General features: G+C 43.0%; 19 protein-coding genes. 9 read left to right on the top strand and 10 right to left on the bottom strand.

The genetic code is table 11. The features are described 5' to 3' along the window. Positions 1-4: 4 nt before the first annotated feature. Positions 5-529 carry a DUF3016 domain-containing protein gene (locus tag L2740_RS12435; protein ID WP_248950509.1) on the bottom strand — a complete coding sequence of 175 codons (525 nt, stop codon included), beginning with the start codon at positions 527-529 and terminating at the stop codon, positions 5-7. 297 nt (positions 530-826) lie between these two features. On the opposite strand from L2740_RS12435, the gene L2740_RS12430 reads away from it, so the two are divergent. Then, the gene (locus L2740_RS12430) at positions 827-1,132 is read left to right on the top strand and encodes a hypothetical protein (RefSeq protein WP_248950508.1); all 306 of its coding nucleotides are present in this window, start codon (positions 827-829) and stop codon (positions 1,130-1,132) included. A gap of 258 nt (positions 1,133-1,390) precedes the next feature. Further along, the gene (locus L2740_RS12425; protein WP_248950507.1) at positions 1,391-1,696 is read left to right on the top strand and encodes a hypothetical protein; all 306 of its coding nucleotides are present in this window, start codon (positions 1,391-1,393) and stop codon (positions 1,694-1,696) included. A 103-nt stretch (positions 1,697-1,799) separates the two neighbouring features. Here the strand turns inward: L2740_RS12425 and L2740_RS12420 are convergent, their stop codons facing one another. After that, positions 1,800-2,309 (bottom strand): DUF4240 domain-containing protein, encoded by a 510-nt coding sequence (locus tag L2740_RS12420; protein WP_248471129.1) that lies wholly within the window; start codon positions 2,307-2,309, stop codon positions 1,800-1,802. A gap of 172 nt (positions 2,310-2,481) precedes the next feature. Between L2740_RS12420 and L2740_RS12415 the strand changes: the two genes are divergently transcribed. The 5 genes from L2740_RS12415 (at position 2,482) to L2740_RS12395 (ending at position 5,586) form a co-directional block, all read left to right on the top strand. Beyond that, the gene (locus L2740_RS12415) at positions 2,482-2,874 is read left to right on the top strand and encodes a hypothetical protein (protein WP_248950506.1); all 393 of its coding nucleotides are present in this window, start codon (positions 2,482-2,484) and stop codon (positions 2,872-2,874) included. 82 nt (positions 2,875-2,956) lie between these two features. Then, on the top strand, positions 2,957-3,754 hold the full coding sequence (locus tag L2740_RS12410; protein WP_248950505.1) for a response regulator: 798 nt from the start codon (positions 2,957-2,959) through the stop codon (positions 3,752-3,754). Positions 3,755-3,889: 135 nt separating this feature from the next. Then, positions 3,890-4,162 carry an HU family DNA-binding protein gene (locus tag L2740_RS12405; protein WP_012156924.1) on the top strand — a complete coding sequence of 91 codons (273 nt, stop codon included), beginning with the start codon at positions 3,890-3,892 and terminating at the stop codon, positions 4,160-4,162. 224 nt (positions 4,163-4,386) lie between these two features. Beyond that, positions 4,387-5,079 (top strand): TorF family putative porin, encoded by a 693-nt coding sequence (locus tag L2740_RS12400; protein WP_248950504.1) that lies wholly within the window; start codon positions 4,387-4,389, stop codon positions 5,077-5,079. A gap of 327 nt (positions 5,080-5,406) precedes the next feature. Then, positions 5,407-5,586, top strand: coding sequence for a PA3496 family putative envelope integrity protein (locus tag L2740_RS12395; protein WP_248471125.1), 180 nt, complete (start codon positions 5,407-5,409; stop codon positions 5,584-5,586). Between the two features lie 104 nt (positions 5,587-5,690). On the opposite strand, the gene L2740_RS12390 is transcribed toward L2740_RS12395, so the two are convergent. The 6 genes from L2740_RS12390 to pmbA all read right to left on the bottom strand — a co-directional run bounded on the left by L2740_RS12390 (position 5,691) and on the right by pmbA (position 13,008). Continuing rightward, a complete protein-coding gene (locus L2740_RS12390; RefSeq protein ID WP_248950503.1) occupies positions 5,691-7,067 on the bottom strand; it encodes an alanine/glycine:cation symporter family protein in 1,377 nt (458 codons plus the stop codon). Positions 7,068-7,362: 295 nt separating this feature from the next. After that, positions 7,363-8,580 carry an organoarsenical effux MFS transporter ArsJ gene (gene arsJ / locus L2740_RS12385; RefSeq protein ID WP_248950502.1) on the bottom strand — a complete coding sequence of 406 codons (1,218 nt, stop codon included), beginning with the start codon at positions 8,578-8,580 and terminating at the stop codon, positions 7,363-7,365. 252 nt (positions 8,581-8,832) lie between these two features. Further along, entirely contained in the window at positions 8,833-9,846 is a 1,014-nt protein-coding gene (locus tag L2740_RS12380; protein WP_248950501.1) for an ArsJ-associated glyceraldehyde-3-phosphate dehydrogenase, read from the bottom strand. A 146-nt stretch (positions 9,847-9,992) separates the two neighbouring features. Then, entirely contained in the window at positions 9,993-11,027 is a 1,035-nt protein-coding gene (gene arsB, locus L2740_RS12375) for an ACR3 family arsenite efflux transporter (protein WP_248950500.1), read from the bottom strand. A gap of 57 nt (positions 11,028-11,084) precedes the next feature. Then, entirely contained in the window at positions 11,085-11,429 is a 345-nt protein-coding gene (locus L2740_RS12370) for a metalloregulator ArsR/SmtB family transcription factor (RefSeq protein ID WP_248471198.1), read from the bottom strand. A gap of 238 nt (positions 11,430-11,667) precedes the next feature. Further along, the gene (gene pmbA / locus L2740_RS12365; protein ID WP_248950499.1) at positions 11,668-13,008 is read right to left on the bottom strand and encodes a metalloprotease PmbA; all 1,341 of its coding nucleotides are present in this window, start codon (positions 13,006-13,008) and stop codon (positions 11,668-11,670) included. A 226-nt stretch (positions 13,009-13,234) separates the two neighbouring features. Between pmbA and yjgA the strand changes: the two genes are divergently transcribed. Together yjgA and L2740_RS12355 are read left to right on the top strand one after the other, a co-directional pair. Next, entirely contained in the window at positions 13,235-13,777 is a 543-nt protein-coding gene (yjgA, locus tag L2740_RS12360) for a ribosome biogenesis factor YjgA (protein WP_248471119.1), read from the top strand. A gap of 145 nt (positions 13,778-13,922) precedes the next feature. Further along, the gene (locus L2740_RS12355; protein ID WP_248950498.1) at positions 13,923-16,430 is read left to right on the top strand and encodes an Ig-like domain-containing protein; all 2,508 of its coding nucleotides are present in this window, start codon (positions 13,923-13,925) and stop codon (positions 16,428-16,430) included. 204 nt (positions 16,431-16,634) lie between these two features. Here L2740_RS12355 and L2740_RS12350 read toward each other — a convergent pair whose 3' ends face one another. Further along, positions 16,635-17,771: an ABC transporter permease gene (locus L2740_RS12350; protein ID WP_248950497.1), complete on the bottom strand. Its 1,137-nt coding sequence runs from the start codon at positions 17,769-17,771 to the stop codon at positions 16,635-16,637. A 1-nt stretch (position 17,772) separates the two neighbouring features. Continuing rightward, positions 17,773-18,954 carry an ABC transporter permease gene (locus L2740_RS12345; protein WP_248950496.1) on the bottom strand — a complete coding sequence of 394 codons (1,182 nt, stop codon included), beginning with the start codon at positions 18,952-18,954 and terminating at the stop codon, positions 17,773-17,775. Between the last annotated feature and the right edge of the window lie 11 nt (positions 18,955-18,965).

Below are 18,965 nucleotides of genomic sequence, written 5' to 3'. Positions count from 1 at the left end.
GAGTTTACAGCTTAGGTTTAACAGTATCTTTCAGCCATGAAGTTAATAACGCATTTTCATAGCGGTAAGGCTTGTCGTTCATTTTATTAATGGAATACATAAAGCCCATATCTGTCAGCTTTTCATCACCCGCCATCACCACTTTATCACCTTCTACAATTTTATAACTGAAGGTAATACGTGGTGGGTAAATATCTTTTACTACCCGAATATCATTGGTTGTTGCGCCAAAGGTTGGTCTAACATCGCCAGCTAAATCTAAGTCTGTAACCACCATTTCAAGCTTTTGTTCTGGCTTAAGAATTTTACTCGCTTCTTTGTTGAGGTTCTTAGTTAACTGCTCGAAAGTACGCTTTTCAAATCGAGTCTTCATTTCACCACTAGAGCGAATATCACGGAAGCTACTTGGATCTTGCCATTCAACTTTAACCACGCCATTTTCAGTTACAGGGTTTTCAACGGCTTCATCTGCCGCCCACACTGAACTAGATACGAGTAAACTCGCAACAAGTATATGTTTTGCTTTCATATTAGCCTCCACCGCTATACGTGACTGAATCTTAACTTGCTCAACTGTACAATATTAAACCTGTATAATTGCTTAATCTAAGTTTGAATACTGATAAAGTGTGTTTTATAAGCATATTAGTAGACCATAGTATAAACAAATTAGTTGCATCAAATTGCATCAGTAACCGCAGACCGATTGCAACCCCTAGCCAGTTATATTCATTTACAAGCAAATAATTGTCAGCGTTATAGTGTTTGCATTATCTCTTCCAGCCTTTAAGCTTGAGTTATAAGCTGTACTCAAGAGACTATTACCATGCAAAAGCTGGCGCCCATTTTATTTGTTGTTTTACTGTTTATCGGTTTAGGCGCGACGATTTATCATATCAATCAAACTGAAGTCTCTTCTCATCCCGAGTCATGGTCGGCCTTTATCTATAAAGGTGGTTACAATTCTGGAAATTACCATAAGCAAGATGACTTTGATGACTATCCAAGCTGTAAGAGCTATGCGGAAAATGAATCATCAAAACTCAATGATGTTGCTTGGGAGTGCGGTCTCAACTGCCGATTTGACTCCATGCGCCAGGGGTTTCATTGTGAAACTATGAAGAATGAATAACGCTTATATTGGATTTTTTGTTATCAATCAAGGTTATCAATCACCTTTCCTCCCTTAATAGTGACTGACTAGTTTTTGTTCAGCTTTGATACAAGTTGTATCGGCTAATATAGGTCTCAAGTTAACACGCAACGTTAGGTTCACAGCGCTAAATAAGCGCAAGGGGACGCTAACGTACAGAAATAATCTTGAGCAAGTAGGTTAATTGAGCCAAGAGTTTCTTAGCACATGCATTTACGCAATTGTTTGGAGCCCAATATGAACTATTCAACCACTAAAATCGCTTTTTCTGGCCGTATGGCACTATTGGCAATCATTTTGAGCGCGTTTGCTTTTGTAGGCCAAGCTAATGCCGAAGAGTTTACAGCAAAAGAAAAAGCTGCAATCGCAGAACATCACCAAATTATAGAAAACCAAATGGCTAAAACTGAGAATGAACTCGAATCGACATTGCAATCAGAGTTTGACGCTCAAGTTAAGAATTCTGAGCAAGAGTTTATGCAGCTAGCTTGTACAGCCCACGGATTAGATTTCGACAATAGCACTGGTGTTTGCTTCGAATAACTTATACCGGCTAAACATCAATTTAAGTAAGCAAATTGAGTAACAAAAAACGAGGCAAATGCCTCGTTTTGTTTTCTTTATCTAACTGTAATCAGGATGACAATTAAAAAGGAAATGCTGCGCTCAACAGCGGATAAGTCGCCTTTAGCTGCTTTTTCTTATGCGAGAACTTTTTGCCTGCAGGTGTTGCCTGCCCAGACGGCACATAAGGAAGTTCATCATCGCTACGCTCTTCATAAAGCTGACCCGCAATAAGATCATATTCATCGAGAAATGGGTAAGCATAACCGTCTTTTTCAGGCCACAACTCAAGCTTGCCCAGCTCATCAGCTGACTCAACAACTTTGTCGTACCATTCCTGACCTAGAGAGATTAAGAAACAACGAAATTCTGCAAATGCATATTCAGAATCGCAGCCTGTAATAATATATGCAGCGCCCCACACTGACCAAGAATAGGTTCGACGCATCTGCTGACCAAATATCTTGTCAAAATCTCGCAACTCATCATTGCTTAACGGGCTCAGCTTTTGCTTTAAGGCTTCAGCTAGCTCTGTTTGATCTTGTTGTGGTGATGTTCGGGTTACTAACGCCCAAAACTCAGATTCAGTCATCGGATTCTCTAATCATACGGTTTAATTGCCGCTATTCTAGCGCATTACTCAGATTGATTGGTATAACAACATCCATCACGTTATAACGTAAATCATACGGGTATAGACGTACCTATGAGATTTTTTTACACTTCAATGCACATTTATTCAATATGATGGCCTTAAGCAGATAATGACCAAACCACATCCACTGTTAGCCTTTTTGATGCTTATCTACGCTATTTTAGCCGTCGCGGCGCTATGGCGCACTTTTACGATGCAAACTTTTGATCTGCTAACTTTAGGTGTTTTGCCTGTACTATACGGCTTATATACCCGCCAATTTTGGGCTGGAGTAGTATTTAAAATCTATCTTGCAATTCAAACCGTCGCTTTGCTCGCTTTAGCGACTGCCGCAGTGATTGCTTATCAAATTACTCCTGAAGATGTAAAAGTTGTCTATCAAGGCCAAAACATTCCTATTAGCGGTCTAGTCGTTCTCGCCATAGTGGTAATGAGCTTTCAGTTTTGGGTAGCCTTTAGCAACAAGACACGCCTTTATCTCGCCTCAGGCAACAACAGTTAAACCAAGGTCGCTACTCAGCTATGCGCTGTTTTACGCATAGCTCAGCGCCATAATAAAATAAATAAAAACGGTAATGACACTTATGAGCCATTTACAGCCCAGCGAACTTTCTATCTTGCTTGTAGAGCCTTCAGATACGCAGAGAAAAATCATTTGTCAGCGTTTAGAGCAAGAAGGTGTGAAGTTAATCCAAACCGCAACTAATCTTGCTGAAGCCATGCAGATCATCAATCGCCATCAACCAGATTTAGTTGCAAGTGCCATGCACTATGCCGATGGCACGGCGCTAGAGCTTTTACAGCAAATAAAATCATCAGCTCACTTTAGTGATATTCAATTTATGTTGGTTTCTAGTGAGTGTCGCCGTGAGCAATTAGAGCAATTCAGACAATCGGGCGTGGTTGCTATTTTGCCTAAACCATTTAGTGCAGAGCATTTAGGCAAAGCAATTAACGCCACCATAGACTTGCTTAGCAATGATGAATTAGATCTAACCCACTTTGATGTACAAGACTTACGGGTGTTAGTGGTCGATGACAGCAAGATGGCACGTAACATTATTAAGCGAACCATCACCAATTTAGGCCTGAGAATGATCACCGAAGCCGAAGATGGCCAACAAGCAATTGAGCTGATGCAGCAACAAATGTTTGACCTAGTGATCACCGACTACAACATGCCTAGCGTAGATGGCCTCGCGCTTACCCAGTTTATTCGTAACGATAGCCAGCAATCACATATACCGATTTTAATGGTGTCTTCTGAAGCCAATGAGACCCATTTAAGCAATGTTTCACAAGCTGGCGTTAACGCCCTGTGTGACAAGCCTTTTGAGCCCAATGTTGTGAAACAGATCTTATATCAGCTATTGGAAGAGTAAAAATTGAGAATTTGCCCCTATTTTTGACTTTAATGCCCATGTCATAAGGCTAAAGCACTTTTCAAATGCAAAAGCTTATGGCATGTTACATAACGCTACTAACAATTAAATCTACGGAAAGAAGAGACTATTCAAATGAATAAGACTGAACTTGTTGCAAAAATGGCTGAATCTGCAGAACTAACTAAAGCTGAAGCCGCGCGTGCATTAAAATCTTTTGAAGAAACTGTTGCAGAAGCAATGAAGAATGGAGACAAGATCTCTATCGTTGGTTTTGGTTCTTTTGAAACAACTCAACGCGCAGCTCGTACAGGTCGTAACCCACAGACTGGTAAAGAAATCCAGATCCCTGCGGCTACAGTACCTAAGTTCAAAGCAGGTAAAACGCTTAAAGATAGCGTTAACTAAATCACTGTTTCCGCAGTTAATAACTAAACCTCCCCTTCGGAGGTTTTTTTATGCCTGTCTGCCCCATCTCGGTGCTCCCCGCCCTAATTTGTATCATTATTGAACAACCATTATTCCTTAAAACATATAAACAACTGTTTTAATTAGATGTTTATTCTGGCTTAGAGCTTGCTAAATAACTTCTGACCTTCAAAAACAATAATGTTTCACCAAAGGGGAATACTATGAACAAGCTACTAATCAATACTGGTGCAGTACTTTTAAGCTCACTAATCGCAACATCGGCTGATGCAGCCGTTGAAGCCAACATTGGTGCAACTTCAAACTACTTATGGCGTGGTGTAACCCAAACTGATGACGCTGTAGCTGTGCAAGGCGGCATTGATTACAGCCATGAATCCGGCTTTTATGCGGGCACTTGGGCGTCAAATGTCGATTTTGGCGATGACACCAGTTACGAGGTAGACTTCTACGCCGGTTTTACAGGTAACTTTACTGACGACTTTGGCTACGATATTAACTATCTGTATTACGCCTACCCTGATGCTGACGGCAGTATTGATTTCTCTGAGGTAACTGCTGCACTAAGTTGGAAATGGCTCAGCGTAAGCTACTCTCATGTTGTCCATGCAGGCGATGATGTCGCTAGTGAGCCCCTTGATAATAGCGATATGGGTTATGCTCAAGCCAATTTTAGTTATCCACTGTCAGATACTCTCTCTATTGGTGCCCATTATGGCTATTCAACAGGCGATGTGACCACCGCTTGGTACAATACCGACAGTTATTCTGATTACTCACTAGCGCTGAGTAAAGATACCGACCTCGGTACTGTATCTTTTACTGTCAGTGATACAGATCTTAAAAACGATGATGCCAAGTTTTTACTCGGTTATAGCTACAGCTTTACTCTATAAGGTCCTGTAAATAAGGCCATTTATGCTACTTTTAAGTATAAATGGCCAGTTATAAAATTTGCCGTGTTAGTTATTAAGTTTCACTAAATCACTAAAAAACATCCAGATTAATAAAAAATGAACGATAAATGTAATTTTGTTACATGGATCGCATATTTTTAAATCACTTCCTGCTAAATTCCAAATTAAGCACTCACTGATGGGTTTAATTAAGTAAGCCAAAGAGTGCACACATTGTTTAGTTATTAACCGATGGTATCAAAGTATTTCCTTTTAACGCTAAGTAAGCGCTTCGGAACATGGATACCTAGCTAAGAGGAATTCGTGATGGCTCAGACTTTTGAGTTGGTGCCCAACGACGCAGAAATGGAGGCGTACACAACGCCTAAAGATCAGCAAAGTGCTGACGAGTTAGCCCGTAAGAAAGCCGTTAAAAAACGTCTTGAAGACTACCTTGAACAAGCGCAATTGAAGCGCGATTTAAGTGAAGATGATTTTTGGGCATAACCCAAAGTACGTGCTAAACAATATTTGAGCAGCATCGACTGACTCAGATATATAAAAAAAGCTCCTGACATAATATGCAGGAGCTTTTTTAGTTTTATCACTATTTAACTTTTTTGCGTTGCCGCATCGGTTTCACGCTTCTTCAAGAAATATTCTCGCGTAAGCGCAAACACCACAGGGCTTAATAATGCCAATGCAATTAGGTTAGGAATAGCCATCATCGCATTGAGCGTGTCCGCCAAAAGCCAAATAAACTCCAGCGAGCTAACTGCACCTAGCGGCACAACTAGCGTCCAGATAATTCTAAACGGCTTAATGGCTTTGACACCAAATAAGAACTGCACACACTTTTCGCAGTAAAAACTCCAACCAAGAATTGTTGTGAATGCAAAAATAGTCAGCGCGATTGCCACCACATAATTGCCCATCGGGAATGCATGCGAGAACGCAAATGAAGTTAGCGCTGCGCCATTTTCACCTGAAGTCCAAGCCCCTGAAACAATAATGGCTAAACCTGTAATGCTACAAACAATTAAGGTATCGATAAACGTACCTAGCATTGCCACTAAGCCTTGTGCCACAGGGTTATTAGTTTGTGCAGCAGCATGAGCAATAGGCGCACTACCAAGACCCGCTTCATTAGAGAACACACCGCGCGCCACACCAAAGCGAATTGCCGCCCACACCGCGGCTCCAGCAAAACCACCTTGCGCAGCAACAGGGTTAAATGCACTATGTAAAATAAGCTCAATTGCCGCCGGGATCTCCGCAGCGTAGACAATAAGTACGGCCACACCCGCAGCAAGATAGAAAACCGTCATCATAGGGACAAGCTTGCCCGCCACGTCGGCTATGCGCTTAATGCCGCCCATTAGCACTGCACCAACAAGTACCATTAGCACCACACCAGTTACCCAGTTTGGTACGCCAAAGTTACTGCCTAATGCATCAGCAACTGAGTTCGCCTGCACTGTATTACCAATACCAAAACCAGCTAACGAACCAAATAGCGCAAAAGCTGTACCTAGCCACGCCCACTTAGAGCCCAAGCCGTTTTTGATGTAGTACATTGGGCCGCCAACGTGGTTACCGTTGTCGTCGACTTCACGGTATTTTACCGCAAGCACCGCCTCTGCAAATTTAGTCGCCATCCCCACCAGCGCCGTGCACCACATCCAAAATAGTGCACCAGGTCCACCGATAAAAATAGCGGTTGCGACACCGGCAATATTACCGGTACCAATAGTAGCCGACAGTGATGTCATTAAGGCATTAAAAGGGCTAATTTCGCCCTTCATATTTTTGTCTTTATCTGGAATTCGACCTGACCACAACAGCTTGAAGCCAGTGCCTAGTTTTAAAATAGGCATTAGGCGTAATCCGACAGTAAGGAATAACCCCACTCCCAAGATCATCACCAGCATTGGAGTCCCCCAGACTACGGAATTGATCATGCTTACTAAATTCGTAATAGCTTCCATTCAAACCTCGTCGATACAGAGAAATTATCGTTATTATTTATATTTATACTTATATTTATGATCATGTATTTAGGGCTTTTTGATCTTTCATTGGCATAGCAAGATCAAAAGGTCCTAATAAAGCGAGTTAGCTATCAAAGATGATAAAAAACTCCAACTTAGCAAACAGATTACAACGAATTGTTAACGATTGGAAAGGCTAGAAAATAAACTAGTGCAGTAAGTTGAAAAGTTGTCATAGCGCTTAGCAACGCTATGACAACGATAAGTGCTACCAATAAGACCAGTGAAGCAGCTAGTGCGTAGAAGCGCGAGGCAGTTTGAAGGAGATAATAAATGTTGTAAGCAACATGGCTGCAGAAATCATCAAGCAAGCCGACAAGCCCGCTTCTTGATAAACCCAGCCTGACAATATGGTGCCTAATAAACGTCCCATCGCGTTAGCCATGTAGTAAAAACCGATATCAAGCGATACACCATCTTCGCCCGCATAACTAACGATTAAATAGCTATGTAATGACGAGTTAATCGCAAACACCGCACCGAACACCATAAGCCCGACAATTAGCGCAACTTGTGGTGCAATCCAACCAGTAAACATGACGACTGCAAGTATGCTGGTCACTAATGTCAGCATACCAGCCCAAATTGTGGCAGCCTTACCGTCTGGTGCACCTTTTCTGGCGGTTAATGCTGGTGCGAAAGATTGCACCATGCCATAGGCAATGACCCAAGCGGCTAGAAAAGTACCTACGCTGCTATGCTCCCAACCAAGCTGGCTGGCCAAGAAAACAGGTAAAGCAATAACAAACCATACATCGCGAGCAGAAAATAGGAATAATCGCGCCGCCGACAGAATATTTACACTGTCACTTTTGGAAAATATCTGAGTAAACTTAGGTTTAGATTTAGCTTTACCTAAATCCGCTTTGAGGCTCACAATGCTATAGATCCACACTAATAGCAGTGCCGCAGCCATAATCGCAATCGCGCCTTTGAAGCCTGCTGTAGATAGCAATACCCCGCCTAAGAAGAAACCAGCACCTTTCAATGCATTCTTAGAGCCGGTAAGCATAGCAACCCAACGATAGAGCTTATCTTCCGCGCCTTTAGGTACCAATGTTTTAATGGCACTCTTAGCACTCATCTTATTAAGATCTTTGGCGATCCCTGACATCGCCTGCGCTGCCATCACCCAAGGTACTGTAAGCATTGCACTTGGCAGCAACAGCATAGAGAGCGCTACAATTTGCAGACCAAGGCCAATATTCATGGTGCGATTAAGCCCCAGCCTCGCGCCTAGCCAGCCACCAACAAGGTTAGTAATAACACCAAAGATTTCGTAAAACAGAAACAGCATAGCAATCGCTAACGGTGTATAACCTAAGTCATAGAAATGCAGCACCACCAACATGCGCAATGCGCCATCGGTAAGGGTAAATGCCCAGTAGTTACCGGTCACGATTAAGTACTGCTTAATGCTATCTGGTAATGAACGAAGTTTTGTTAACACAGCTTATTCTCTATATGAAATAACGAGCGTAATGCCCACTCAAATAGGGGCTCCAGTAACAATTAACTACTGCTTAATGCTATCCGGTAATGAATGAAGTTTTGTTAGCACGATCAAACCACCTAAAAAGGAATGAGGATGCAAGGGAAAAGAAACAGCCAAAGAGCAGACACGATTCCAATTTAGCTTTTCCTAGGCCCTAGGTCCTAGGATCTATAAGCGAAGCGTCCTGCTCTTCCTAAACCCTTAGAGTTAAGCCTGTTGATCCATTTTACCGACCATAATTGCCAACTCCGCTGTACGGTTAGCGTAGCCCCACTCATTGTCGTACCACACGTAAAGCTTAACTTGAGTGCCATTAACCACCATGGTTGAAGGCGCATCGATAATGCTTGAACGTGGATCCGTTTTATAATCAACCGATACTAATGGGCGCTCTTCATAGCCTAAAATATCTTTAAGTTCGCCAGCAGCTGCTTGTTGCAGTAACTGGTTAACCTCTGCCTCAGTCGTTTCACGCTCAACTTCAAACACACAGTCTGTGATAGAAGCGTTTGCTAGTGGAATACGCACTGCGTGGCCATTAAGCTTGCCCTTGAGCTCTGGGAAAATATGAGTGATTGCCGTTGCGCTACCGGTTGTTGTCGGGATTAAGCTCAAGCCACATGCACGAGCACGGCGCAGATCTTTATGCGGTGCATCCAAAATGGTTTGGGTATTAGTAATGTCGTGAATAGTGGTCATCGAACCATGCTTAATACCAATTTTTTCATGAATAACTTTAACAACTGGCGCTAAACAGTTTGTAGTACAAGAAGCTGCGGTCACGATTGGGTGAATATCTTTATCGTAAAGGTCATGGTTAACCCCCATCACAATATTCAATACACCTTCTTCTTTCACTGGTGCCGTCACGACTACACGTTTTACACCTTGGTCTAAATACGCTTGTAACAGCGCTTTAGTTTTCATCACACCAGATGCTTCAATCACTACGTCACAAGCTGACCAATCTGTTTCTGCAATCGCTTTATTACGCGTAGTGGTAATACGTTTACTACCAATTACGATATCAGTGCCTTCAGCTGTTGCCTCTTCAGACCAGCGACCATGTACAGAGTCAAATGTCAGCAAATGCGCTAATGTGGTTGCATCACCCGCTGGATCGTTGATCTGTACAAATTCCACATCAGTGTTGTTCCATGCAGAGCGTAATGCTAAACGCCCCATTCTACCGAAGCCGTTGATACCAATTTTGATTGTCATAGTCGTCTCTTAATCTGTTCTGAGTTTAAGTTAACTGTTATTGCTTAAATCTAGTTTGTATAACTAAGAATACATTCATCCCGTTACAGGGTTAATACTGCAAGTATGACACTTATCACTTGCAGCAATGGTCTTATTAAAACTACTTAGCTGCTTGCTTCGTCTTCGGCAAACATATGGCGACTGCGGTTAGCTATTGCCACTAAAGACAACATCACCGGCACCTCAACTAACACGCCAACCACTGTTGCTAATGCAGCACCAGAGTGTAAACCAAATAATGAAATAGCCACTGCAACCGCAAGCTCAAAGAAGTTTGATGTTGCAATCATGCATGCTGGCGCCGCAACTTTATGGGTTAACTTCATTTTTTTTGCTGCATAAAATGCAATGAAGAAGATACCGTAAGTTTGGATCAATAACGGAATCGCAATCAGAGCAATATTTTGTGGCTCGGCAATAATGGTTTCAGCCTGAAAACCAAATAGCAGTACCACAGTTGCAAGCAAGCCTATCATCGACCATGGCTTTAACTTAGCCACAAATGCATTGACCTGGCTATCGTCACCTTTTTTCTGCAGCATATAGCGGGTGATAACACCAGCAACTAACGGCAACACAACATACAGGCCAACAGATGAAAGTAATGTCGCCCACGGCACTTGGATATCACTAACACCAAGTAACAGTGCCGTGATTGGCGCGAACGCTACCACCATAATAAGATCGTTTACTGATACTTGAACTAGTGTGTAGTTAGGGTCACCTTTGGTTAACTGACTCCACACAAAGACCATTGCTGTACAAGGCGCAACACCCAGTAAAATCATACCCGCTATGTATTCACTCGCTGTCTGTGGGTCAACAAAATCAACAAAGAATACTTTAAAGAATAACCAGCCAAGTGCAGCCATAGTAAACGGCTTAATCAACCAGTTTATGACTAATGTCAGTACTAAGCCTTTCGGACTTTTCCCCACATCTTTCACTGCAGAAAAATCGATTTGTACCATCATTGGATAAATCATTACCCAAATAAGCACCGCAATTACAAAGTTAACATGGGCATATTCAAGCCCAGCAACCACGGCAAATGTATCAGGTGCTAAGTTACCCAAAAATACACCAGCTAAAATTGCCAGACCTACCCAAACACTTAAATAACGTTCAAAAATACCCATGATATTTAGCCTATTAGCACAAAATTTCGTTAACCCGACTTGAGTTAGCTTTAAAGGTTAGCAGCAGTGTTTAACTCTTTCAGGGCGATCGCCCATCTGTCCCAGATTAGTTAAATTCCCACCAATAAGTTCGGCTTCATCCTTAGCCAAAGTCTGTAAAATTTCATTTGCCCAACTCGGTAACTGCGGATTAATACTATAAAAAACCCACTGTCCCTGACGACGGTCAACCAATAACCCAAGCTTTCTAAGCTGGGCTAAATGACGCGAGACCTTTGGTTGGATCTCATCAAGCGCTGCCATCAACTCGCAAACACAAAGTTCTGACTCAGCTTGAATAAGCAGTAAACTGCGCATTCTGGTGTCATCAGCTAGTGCTTTAAAAAAGGTTAAAGGTGTCATCATCAATTCTCGACAAATTAACTAAGTATGAAAAAGTGAATATGCGGCAAATAATATATACGTTTTTTCATATAAACAAGCTTGCTGATGAAATTTTTATCTGGCTTCTAAGTTTTAGATTCGCTAGTCGCTATTTTTACTCAAGGTTACCTGCTCACAAATTTCAGATATAAAAAAGGCTTCCCTTAGGAAGCCTCATTGGTTGTCATTTGCAGATCAAGTCTGCATAACGCTTAGCTTAGTTACCAGCAATCTTCATCTTGTCCATCAAGATACCGCCAGTGCGGATTGATGAACGCAGATCGCGATCTTTAGCCACGGCAACGATATTCTGGTACATATCCTTCAGATTACCTGCAATGGTGATCTCTTCAACTGGATACAAGATAACCCCATTTTCGACATAGAAACCAGCAGCGCCACGAGAGTAATCGCCAGTCACTGTGTTCACACCTTGGCCCATCACCTCGGTCACGATTAAGCCTGTGCCCATCTCTTTAACTAGCTGGTCAAAGGTTTGTCCTGTTGTCGATAGTGTCCAGTTATAAATACCACCAGCATGGCCAGTGTTCGTCAGCCCAAGCTTACGCGCAGAATAACTCGTTAACAGGTAAGTCGCTAAACGACCATTATCGATAATATCCCGTGCTTGTGTCGCTACGCCTTCACTGTCGTATGCAGAGCTTGCAAGCGCACCAACTAACAAAGGATCTTCATGAATACTAAACCAGTCAGGAAAAACCTGAGTATCTATCGCGTCGAGTAAAAAGCTCGACTTACGGTATAAGCTGCCACCACTTATCGCACCAACTAAATGCCCCATTAAACCTGTAGCAATTTCAGGCGAAAACAGCACTGGTAACTGGGTAGTAGCAATCTTGCGTCCGCCTAAACGACCTGCCGTTTTCTCAGCCGCTTTACGGCCAATAATCTCAGGTGCAGCCATATCGCTAAACTTGCGCGCAACCGTATAATCGTAATCACGCTGCATGCCACCTTCGTGCTCACCAATAGCCACACAACTTAAACTATAACGAGAACTGCAAAAGCCATTTAAAAAGCCGTGGCTGTTACCGTAAACCTTTACGCTAGAGTGTGCGTTAGCGCTGGCACCGTCAGATGTTTGTACGCGCTTATCTGTATCTAGAGCTGCTTCTTCAGCTAATACTGCAAGGCGAGTTAACTCTTCAGGTGAGATATCTTCAGGGTGGTATAAATCAAGGTCTGGAAATTGTGTCGCCATTAACGACTTTTCAGCCAAACCATTAAACGGATCAGCCGAAGTAAAACGAGCAATGTCATCAGCAGCTTTAACAGCTTGCTCAATGGCAGCTTTGCTTAAATCAGAGGTCGATGAGCTACCTTTACAGCCATCTCTAAAAACAGTAATCCCTAGGGCACCATCTTTATTAAACTCCACGGTTTCAACTTCTTTCATGCGGGTTGAAACAGACAAGCCTTGCTGCTTACTAATCGCAACTTCAGCACCAGAAGTACCTAATGTTTTTGCATATTCCAGCGCCATCGAAACGGCATCTTTCAAGGAATCTAATTCAATATCAATGCTAGGTGAAGACACAGTTCTACTCTTTATTTATCGGCAATGGCGCTAGCATAACAAACCCAAATGCCAATCTCATTAAATAATCCCGCCGCAACTAGCTCAATCACCATGTTGAGCAAAAAAATATCAGCCAACCAGCGACTAAAAGCCGCCATAAAGGCTATTACAGACAAAAATAGGAAAGGAAATAAGCAAGTTTAGATGTTATTATTAGCACAGAATTTGTAAGAGATTTTTAGATATGAAGATTGTCGGTGACTCAGAGCACTTCCACCAGCCCTATGACCAAGATGATAACTACGAAAGTAGAGCGGACGTAAAACGCGAAATCGCTATTTATCAGGAATACGGCAAAAAGCTAGTCGCACTTAGTAAAAGCCAAGTGCAAAAGCTAGATTTAGATGAAACGCTTTTTGATAATATTTTGAAAGCTAAAACTATCAAAATTAATACCGAAGCCTACCGTCGCCACATTCAGTACATTGGTAAACTAATGCGCTATGTTGACCTTGAAGAACTTGAGGTTGCATTAAAAAACGTACTGAACCAAAACAGCAACGAAAGTGCTAAAACTAATGTTGCAGACAAGACTCGCGATCAGCTAATTGCTGAAGGTGACTCAGCAGTACAAGACTTAGTTGAGCAGCACCCTGAGTTTGACCGCCAAAAACTGCGTCAGCTAGTTCGTCAAACCAAAAAAGAGCTATCTAAAAACGCAGATATCGCTGCGTCGAAGACAGCTAAAGAATTAAGTAAGTATTTACGTAACGAGATCAAAGATTAATCGTTACAAATATAGACATCATCGCTATATATCTACACAATAGCTCTTTAAGTCTTTAACTGACTTAGGGAGCTTTTTTATTTGTTTATACCAATAAAGCCCCGCCTAGAATCCAGTACAAATTTGCAGCACAAGGAATATGCACATGCGTCTGCCCCACACACTGGCCACTCTGCCTTTATCTTTTCTTTGCCTATCATTAATCAGTGGCTGTAATGGCTCATCAGATGGCAGCAGCGATACCGACAACGGCGGCACCTACAGCCTATCTTTAAGTTACAAGACCGTTGTTAATGGTGCTTGTGCTGAACCAACCAATTCATTAAGTTTTGACGCTAATGGCGCTTTTTGTGCGGTAGCCCAACTAAAACAAGATAATAGCAATCGCAGCGGTAAACTGATTAGCTTTTCCAGCAGCTTTGGTGAGCTATCAGTAAGCACCAAGTTAACTAACGATAATGGCCAAGCAGAAATCATTGTTAGTAACAGCGCTGGCGCTGAAGGTGCCGGCACTCTTACAGCAGATTTCAGCGAAGGTGACAACACGGCCACTGCAACACGCAATTTTGAGTTCACCTCTAGCAGCGAGCCATCAGAACCTAAATTTACTCTCAACAGTGCAATCATTAATGGCACTCAAGTCGTGACTCAATTTAAAGCTGAAGAAACGGTACAGCTACAAGCACAGTTTTTAGATGAACAAGGCCAAGGCATAGCAGGTAAGATGGCAAGCTTTACAGCGGGTAACGCCAGCCTAAATCCAAGCTCTGCTCTGACTAAAGACAACGGTATTGCCCAAGTGAGTTACACAGCAAGCGATAGCGAGCTTGGCGCAGCAAACTTCTCTGTCACATTAGAAAGCGACGGTATCACTTATCAAAGCTCTGGTTTGTATGAAGTACTCGCAAAAGATGCCGTTAGTGACGATGGCGTAATTGTTATCGGTCATTTTGCAACTGATGGCAGCTTTACAGAAAACCAACTTGCAACCACCTTACCAGATGATAAAACTGTCAGTGCTGGCGGTACATTTGGTGTAACCGCTGATGTCGCAACTAAAAATGAAGATGGTAGTTACACTCGCCTACAAACACCTACCAGTGTGACATTTAGCTCAAGCTGCGTATTGAGTAATAATGCTAGCATCGATTCACCAGTAACTACGCTTTCAGGTACAGCTAGCTCAACCTTCCAAAACACTAGTTGTAGCGGTAACAGCGAGCGTGATGATCAAATTACCGCTTCGGTAATTGCTGGTAATCAAACTGTTTCTGCCACTTTAGATTTCTCATTAGCAAGCCAAACTTTAGCGAATTTGAGCTTTATCTCTGCCGAACCAACTTCAATCCGCATTAAAGGTGCTGGCGGCACAGGCTCAAGTGAATCATCACTAATTACCTTTAAAGTAGCTGATGCTAATGGCCAGCCTATTGCGCAGCAAGATGTTGATTTCTCGCTTGATACCACCGTAGGCGGCATTACGCTCACAGATAGCAGCAACACCAGTAATTCCGCAGGCCTAGTTAGCGCGACTATACTTTCAGGCACTATGCCAACACCAGTGCGCGTATTAGCAACAGCAACGGCCAATGGCGAGTCAGTAACTACCCAGTCAGAACAGCTCACTATTAATACTGGTTTACCGCAGCAGCTAGGCTTTAGTTTATCGAGCAGCTTGTTAAACCCTGAAGCAGATTCACACGACGGCGAAAAAGCCACAATTACCGCGTATGCATCAGACAGTTTTGGTAACCCAGCACCTGATGACACTACCATTAACTTCACCTCTGAAGGTGGCCAAATTCAGCCAAGTTGCGCCACAATAAACGGTACTTGTAGTGTTGAATGGACTTCTGCAGATCCACGTGTGCCAGATCATCGCATCACAGTCCTCGCTTATGCCTTGGGCCATGAAACCTTCTTTGATACTAACGGTAATAATATCTTTGATGATGCAGATGGCGGCGCGATTACAAATGCTTGCATAGACAAACAAACGGGACTTCCAACGCCATGCACAGGTAATGGTATGGATATCGAAACCTACCACCCTAAAGGGTTTAGCGATTTAGGTGACGCCTTCCGTGATGATGATGAGTCATTTTCACATTCAGCAGGCGAGCCGTATTTTAATACCGGCTCAAGCTCTGAGTATAAAGGTGCTGACGGCAAGTTTAATGGCCCGCAGTGCACTGGTAGCTTATGTGGTGAAGGCCAAGCTAATAAGACTTATATCCGTAAAGCATTGATCATGACTATGTCGGGCTCTGATGCACATTTTGAAATCCATCAAGATGGCACCCTTATTTATAGCGATGGCCAAGCGGAAGAGATTGTTACCGCAGCAATCCCAGCAGGTGGTTTCTCAATATTTAATGTACGTTTCTTCGATAGCGCGGGTCAAATTATGCCAGCAGGCACAAATGTAACGACCACCGCGAGTAAAGGTGAACTTGATGCCGATCCTTACGAAGTTCGTAACCGTAATAGCCGTGTTGGTAGCAGCACTAGTTTTGTACTAACCAATGATATTGACCCAACAAGCACTGATGAGCCAACAAAAATCAGCCTAGTATCTATTGAGTCAGAAACACCTAAAGCGATAAAGTCTGGTATTTCATTTAGCGTTGAGCTATCAGCACCAACACCTTAACGCCTTTAATTAAAACAACTTAGTCGCTAAATATTAAAAGCCCGTGTTCAACTTAATGAACACGGGCTTTTTAGTCTTTACTCATCACAGCTTGAGCAGCTATCAATTGCAAGTATCTAGAAAAACGCTCTACGACATGAGCTTTAAAATAATCTCTCGATAATCGTCTCTCGATAATCATCAAAGGGTTATTAAATAAAGCGTCTATACAATGGCTTTTAAACGCTTAGATACGCCCCAATAAGCCAAAGCAAAGAATATAACTACCATGGCCCATAATTGTAGCCACTGCGGCATAATGCTTTGCCACGATGCACCCATTTGATTTAACTCTAACATAGCCATAATGCCTGGAACCGCTGGTACGATTTGCGAAACCGCCACCACAGGCTCAGGAATTAACGCTGTAGGCCACACAAAACCCGACACAAACAAAATCGGCATAGAGATCAGCAATAACACTTGGGTAGGTAAGTCTCGGCGGGTAAACAAGCTGCTAAATGCAACTCCAGCCGCAGTTGTAGCCAGTAAAAATGGTAACATCAGCAAAGCCACTCGGCCGATACTTGCCTGTAAGCTAACGTCATACCAATAGTAACAATATCCGACGTAGTAGCTGCTTAGTAGGCTGTAAATCAACATAAACGCAGCGATACGCCCACAAACAAGTTTGAGTGGAGTCACTTGCTGCCAATAGCCTCGTTGACTCCACTGACTTGCACCTAAAATACCTGTGCCAATCAACAAGGTTTGATGCAATATAAGTAAAAATAGTCCCGGCACAATATACGGTGTATAGCCTAAACTTGGATTAAACGCAGGTATGCTATTAAGCTTAACGACATTAAGGCTTTGCTCTACGGCTTTAGCATTATCACCTTGGGCTAACATGCCTAAACGTTGAATATTTTTACCCGCATCGAGTCCGGCAGAAATCAGCCCTTCCGCCACTGCCGAGTAAATTAAAAAGTAACTGGCATCGCCGCCATAACTTAAGGTCACGCCTTTACCTAACAGCAAGTCGCGTCTGAAGTTAGCAGGGATCACTAACAAACCGTGCGCACGGCCGGTTTCAATCCAGCGCTTTGCTTCATCAATAGAGCCTAGTTCGGCAATCACTGCTATTTTTGGGCTGGCATCAGCATGGCGCACTAACTGACGACTCAGCGACGATCTATCATGATCAATAACCACAAGTTGCTGCTCAGTCGGTACTTGATGCAAATACGGCAGTGGATACAAAATCGAGTAAAACAGCACGCCGCCAAATACGGTAATAACGATAGTTTTATCTGCGAGAATAGCTTTAAGCTCGGTCCAAATCAGTTGTAACAGGCTCATGCTATTGCTCCTCTACCAAAGCTGCTGACTTTGAAGCAGCGGATAAAGCCTCTAATTCTGGCTCATCAAAGCCCTTCTTAGCAAAAATAACGATAGGAATAAGCAATAGTAAGAAGCCCCAATAACTAAGCATTTGCGGCAAGCTCGCAATTAAACTTTGGCCGTAGCTCACCACGGCAATATGGGTTTCAATATAGTGACTCGTTGGCATTATCACTCGCCACCATTGGGCAAGCTCTGGCATTTCATGGGTGGGAAATGTTACTCCCATAAATGCAAAAGCTGGGGCAAACATTGCGGTGCAAAAACTTATCACTCGCGCACTGTCTTTTAGCACGAAGAAAATCGTCAATACAATCAGCCATACCGCAAGCAACATCAATGTTTGAGCAATTAACAGCACGGCAATACTGCCAGCGATAGGCAAGCCTAAATACAGGTAAATTAGCGCTAAAATAAAGCCACCATGCAGCAAGACTAGCGGCGTATAGAAAGCTATTTTTGCTGCTATCACTTTGCCGACACCTAACTCATACCATTGCTTAGTGGTATTCCAGCGCAGTTCACGATTAAGGCTATTGGCAAATACCATCATGGCCACCAGCTGCAACAAGGCAATTAATACTGGCGGTACTAAAAAGCCGACATAATTATTGTTGCGGTTAAACAACGCGGTTGTTTGACTGCTAACTGGGCTTAAGTTAACTGCAACGCGCTCCATAGGCACACCAGCAGCAAGCAACTTAAGCTCACCTAAGGGTTTTAAGCCATCAGCCATGCTCGCTTGTAACTGGCTCGACAATAGCTTACCTACCAGTAAAAACTGGCTGTTATAGCGAATATCGATTGTTGGTGTTTTTGAGGTCAGTAAATCGCGCTTAAGACCATAAGGCAGCACTAGCAATGCATAGACTTCACCTTGCTTCATCGCCGCCTCTGCACTTGGTAGCCCTGTGTAGCTAATCGGCTTAGTCACTGGATTGGCTTGCAGTTGCCGTGCTAATGCGCGGCTGATTTGGCTATTATCCAAGTCAACTACTGCTACAGGGAGCTGTCTGGGCAATCCCGCACTAAAAAGCAACCAAAGAGCAATAATGCTTATTAGCGGAATATAGCTAACCAATGCTAACTGCCAAGGGTCGTGTTGCAGAGCGGTAAACTCTCGCTTTAGCGCCTTTATCACTGCCTGCCTCT

Origin of the sequence: Shewanella pneumatophori (genome assembly GCF_023283895.1) — a bacterium.
Taxonomy (GTDB): domain Bacteria; phylum Pseudomonadota; class Gammaproteobacteria; order Enterobacterales; family Shewanellaceae; genus Shewanella; species Shewanella pneumatophori.
The sequence above is the reverse complement of the archived record's forward strand: the minus strand, read 5'-3'. Positions and strand labels throughout refer to the sequence as shown.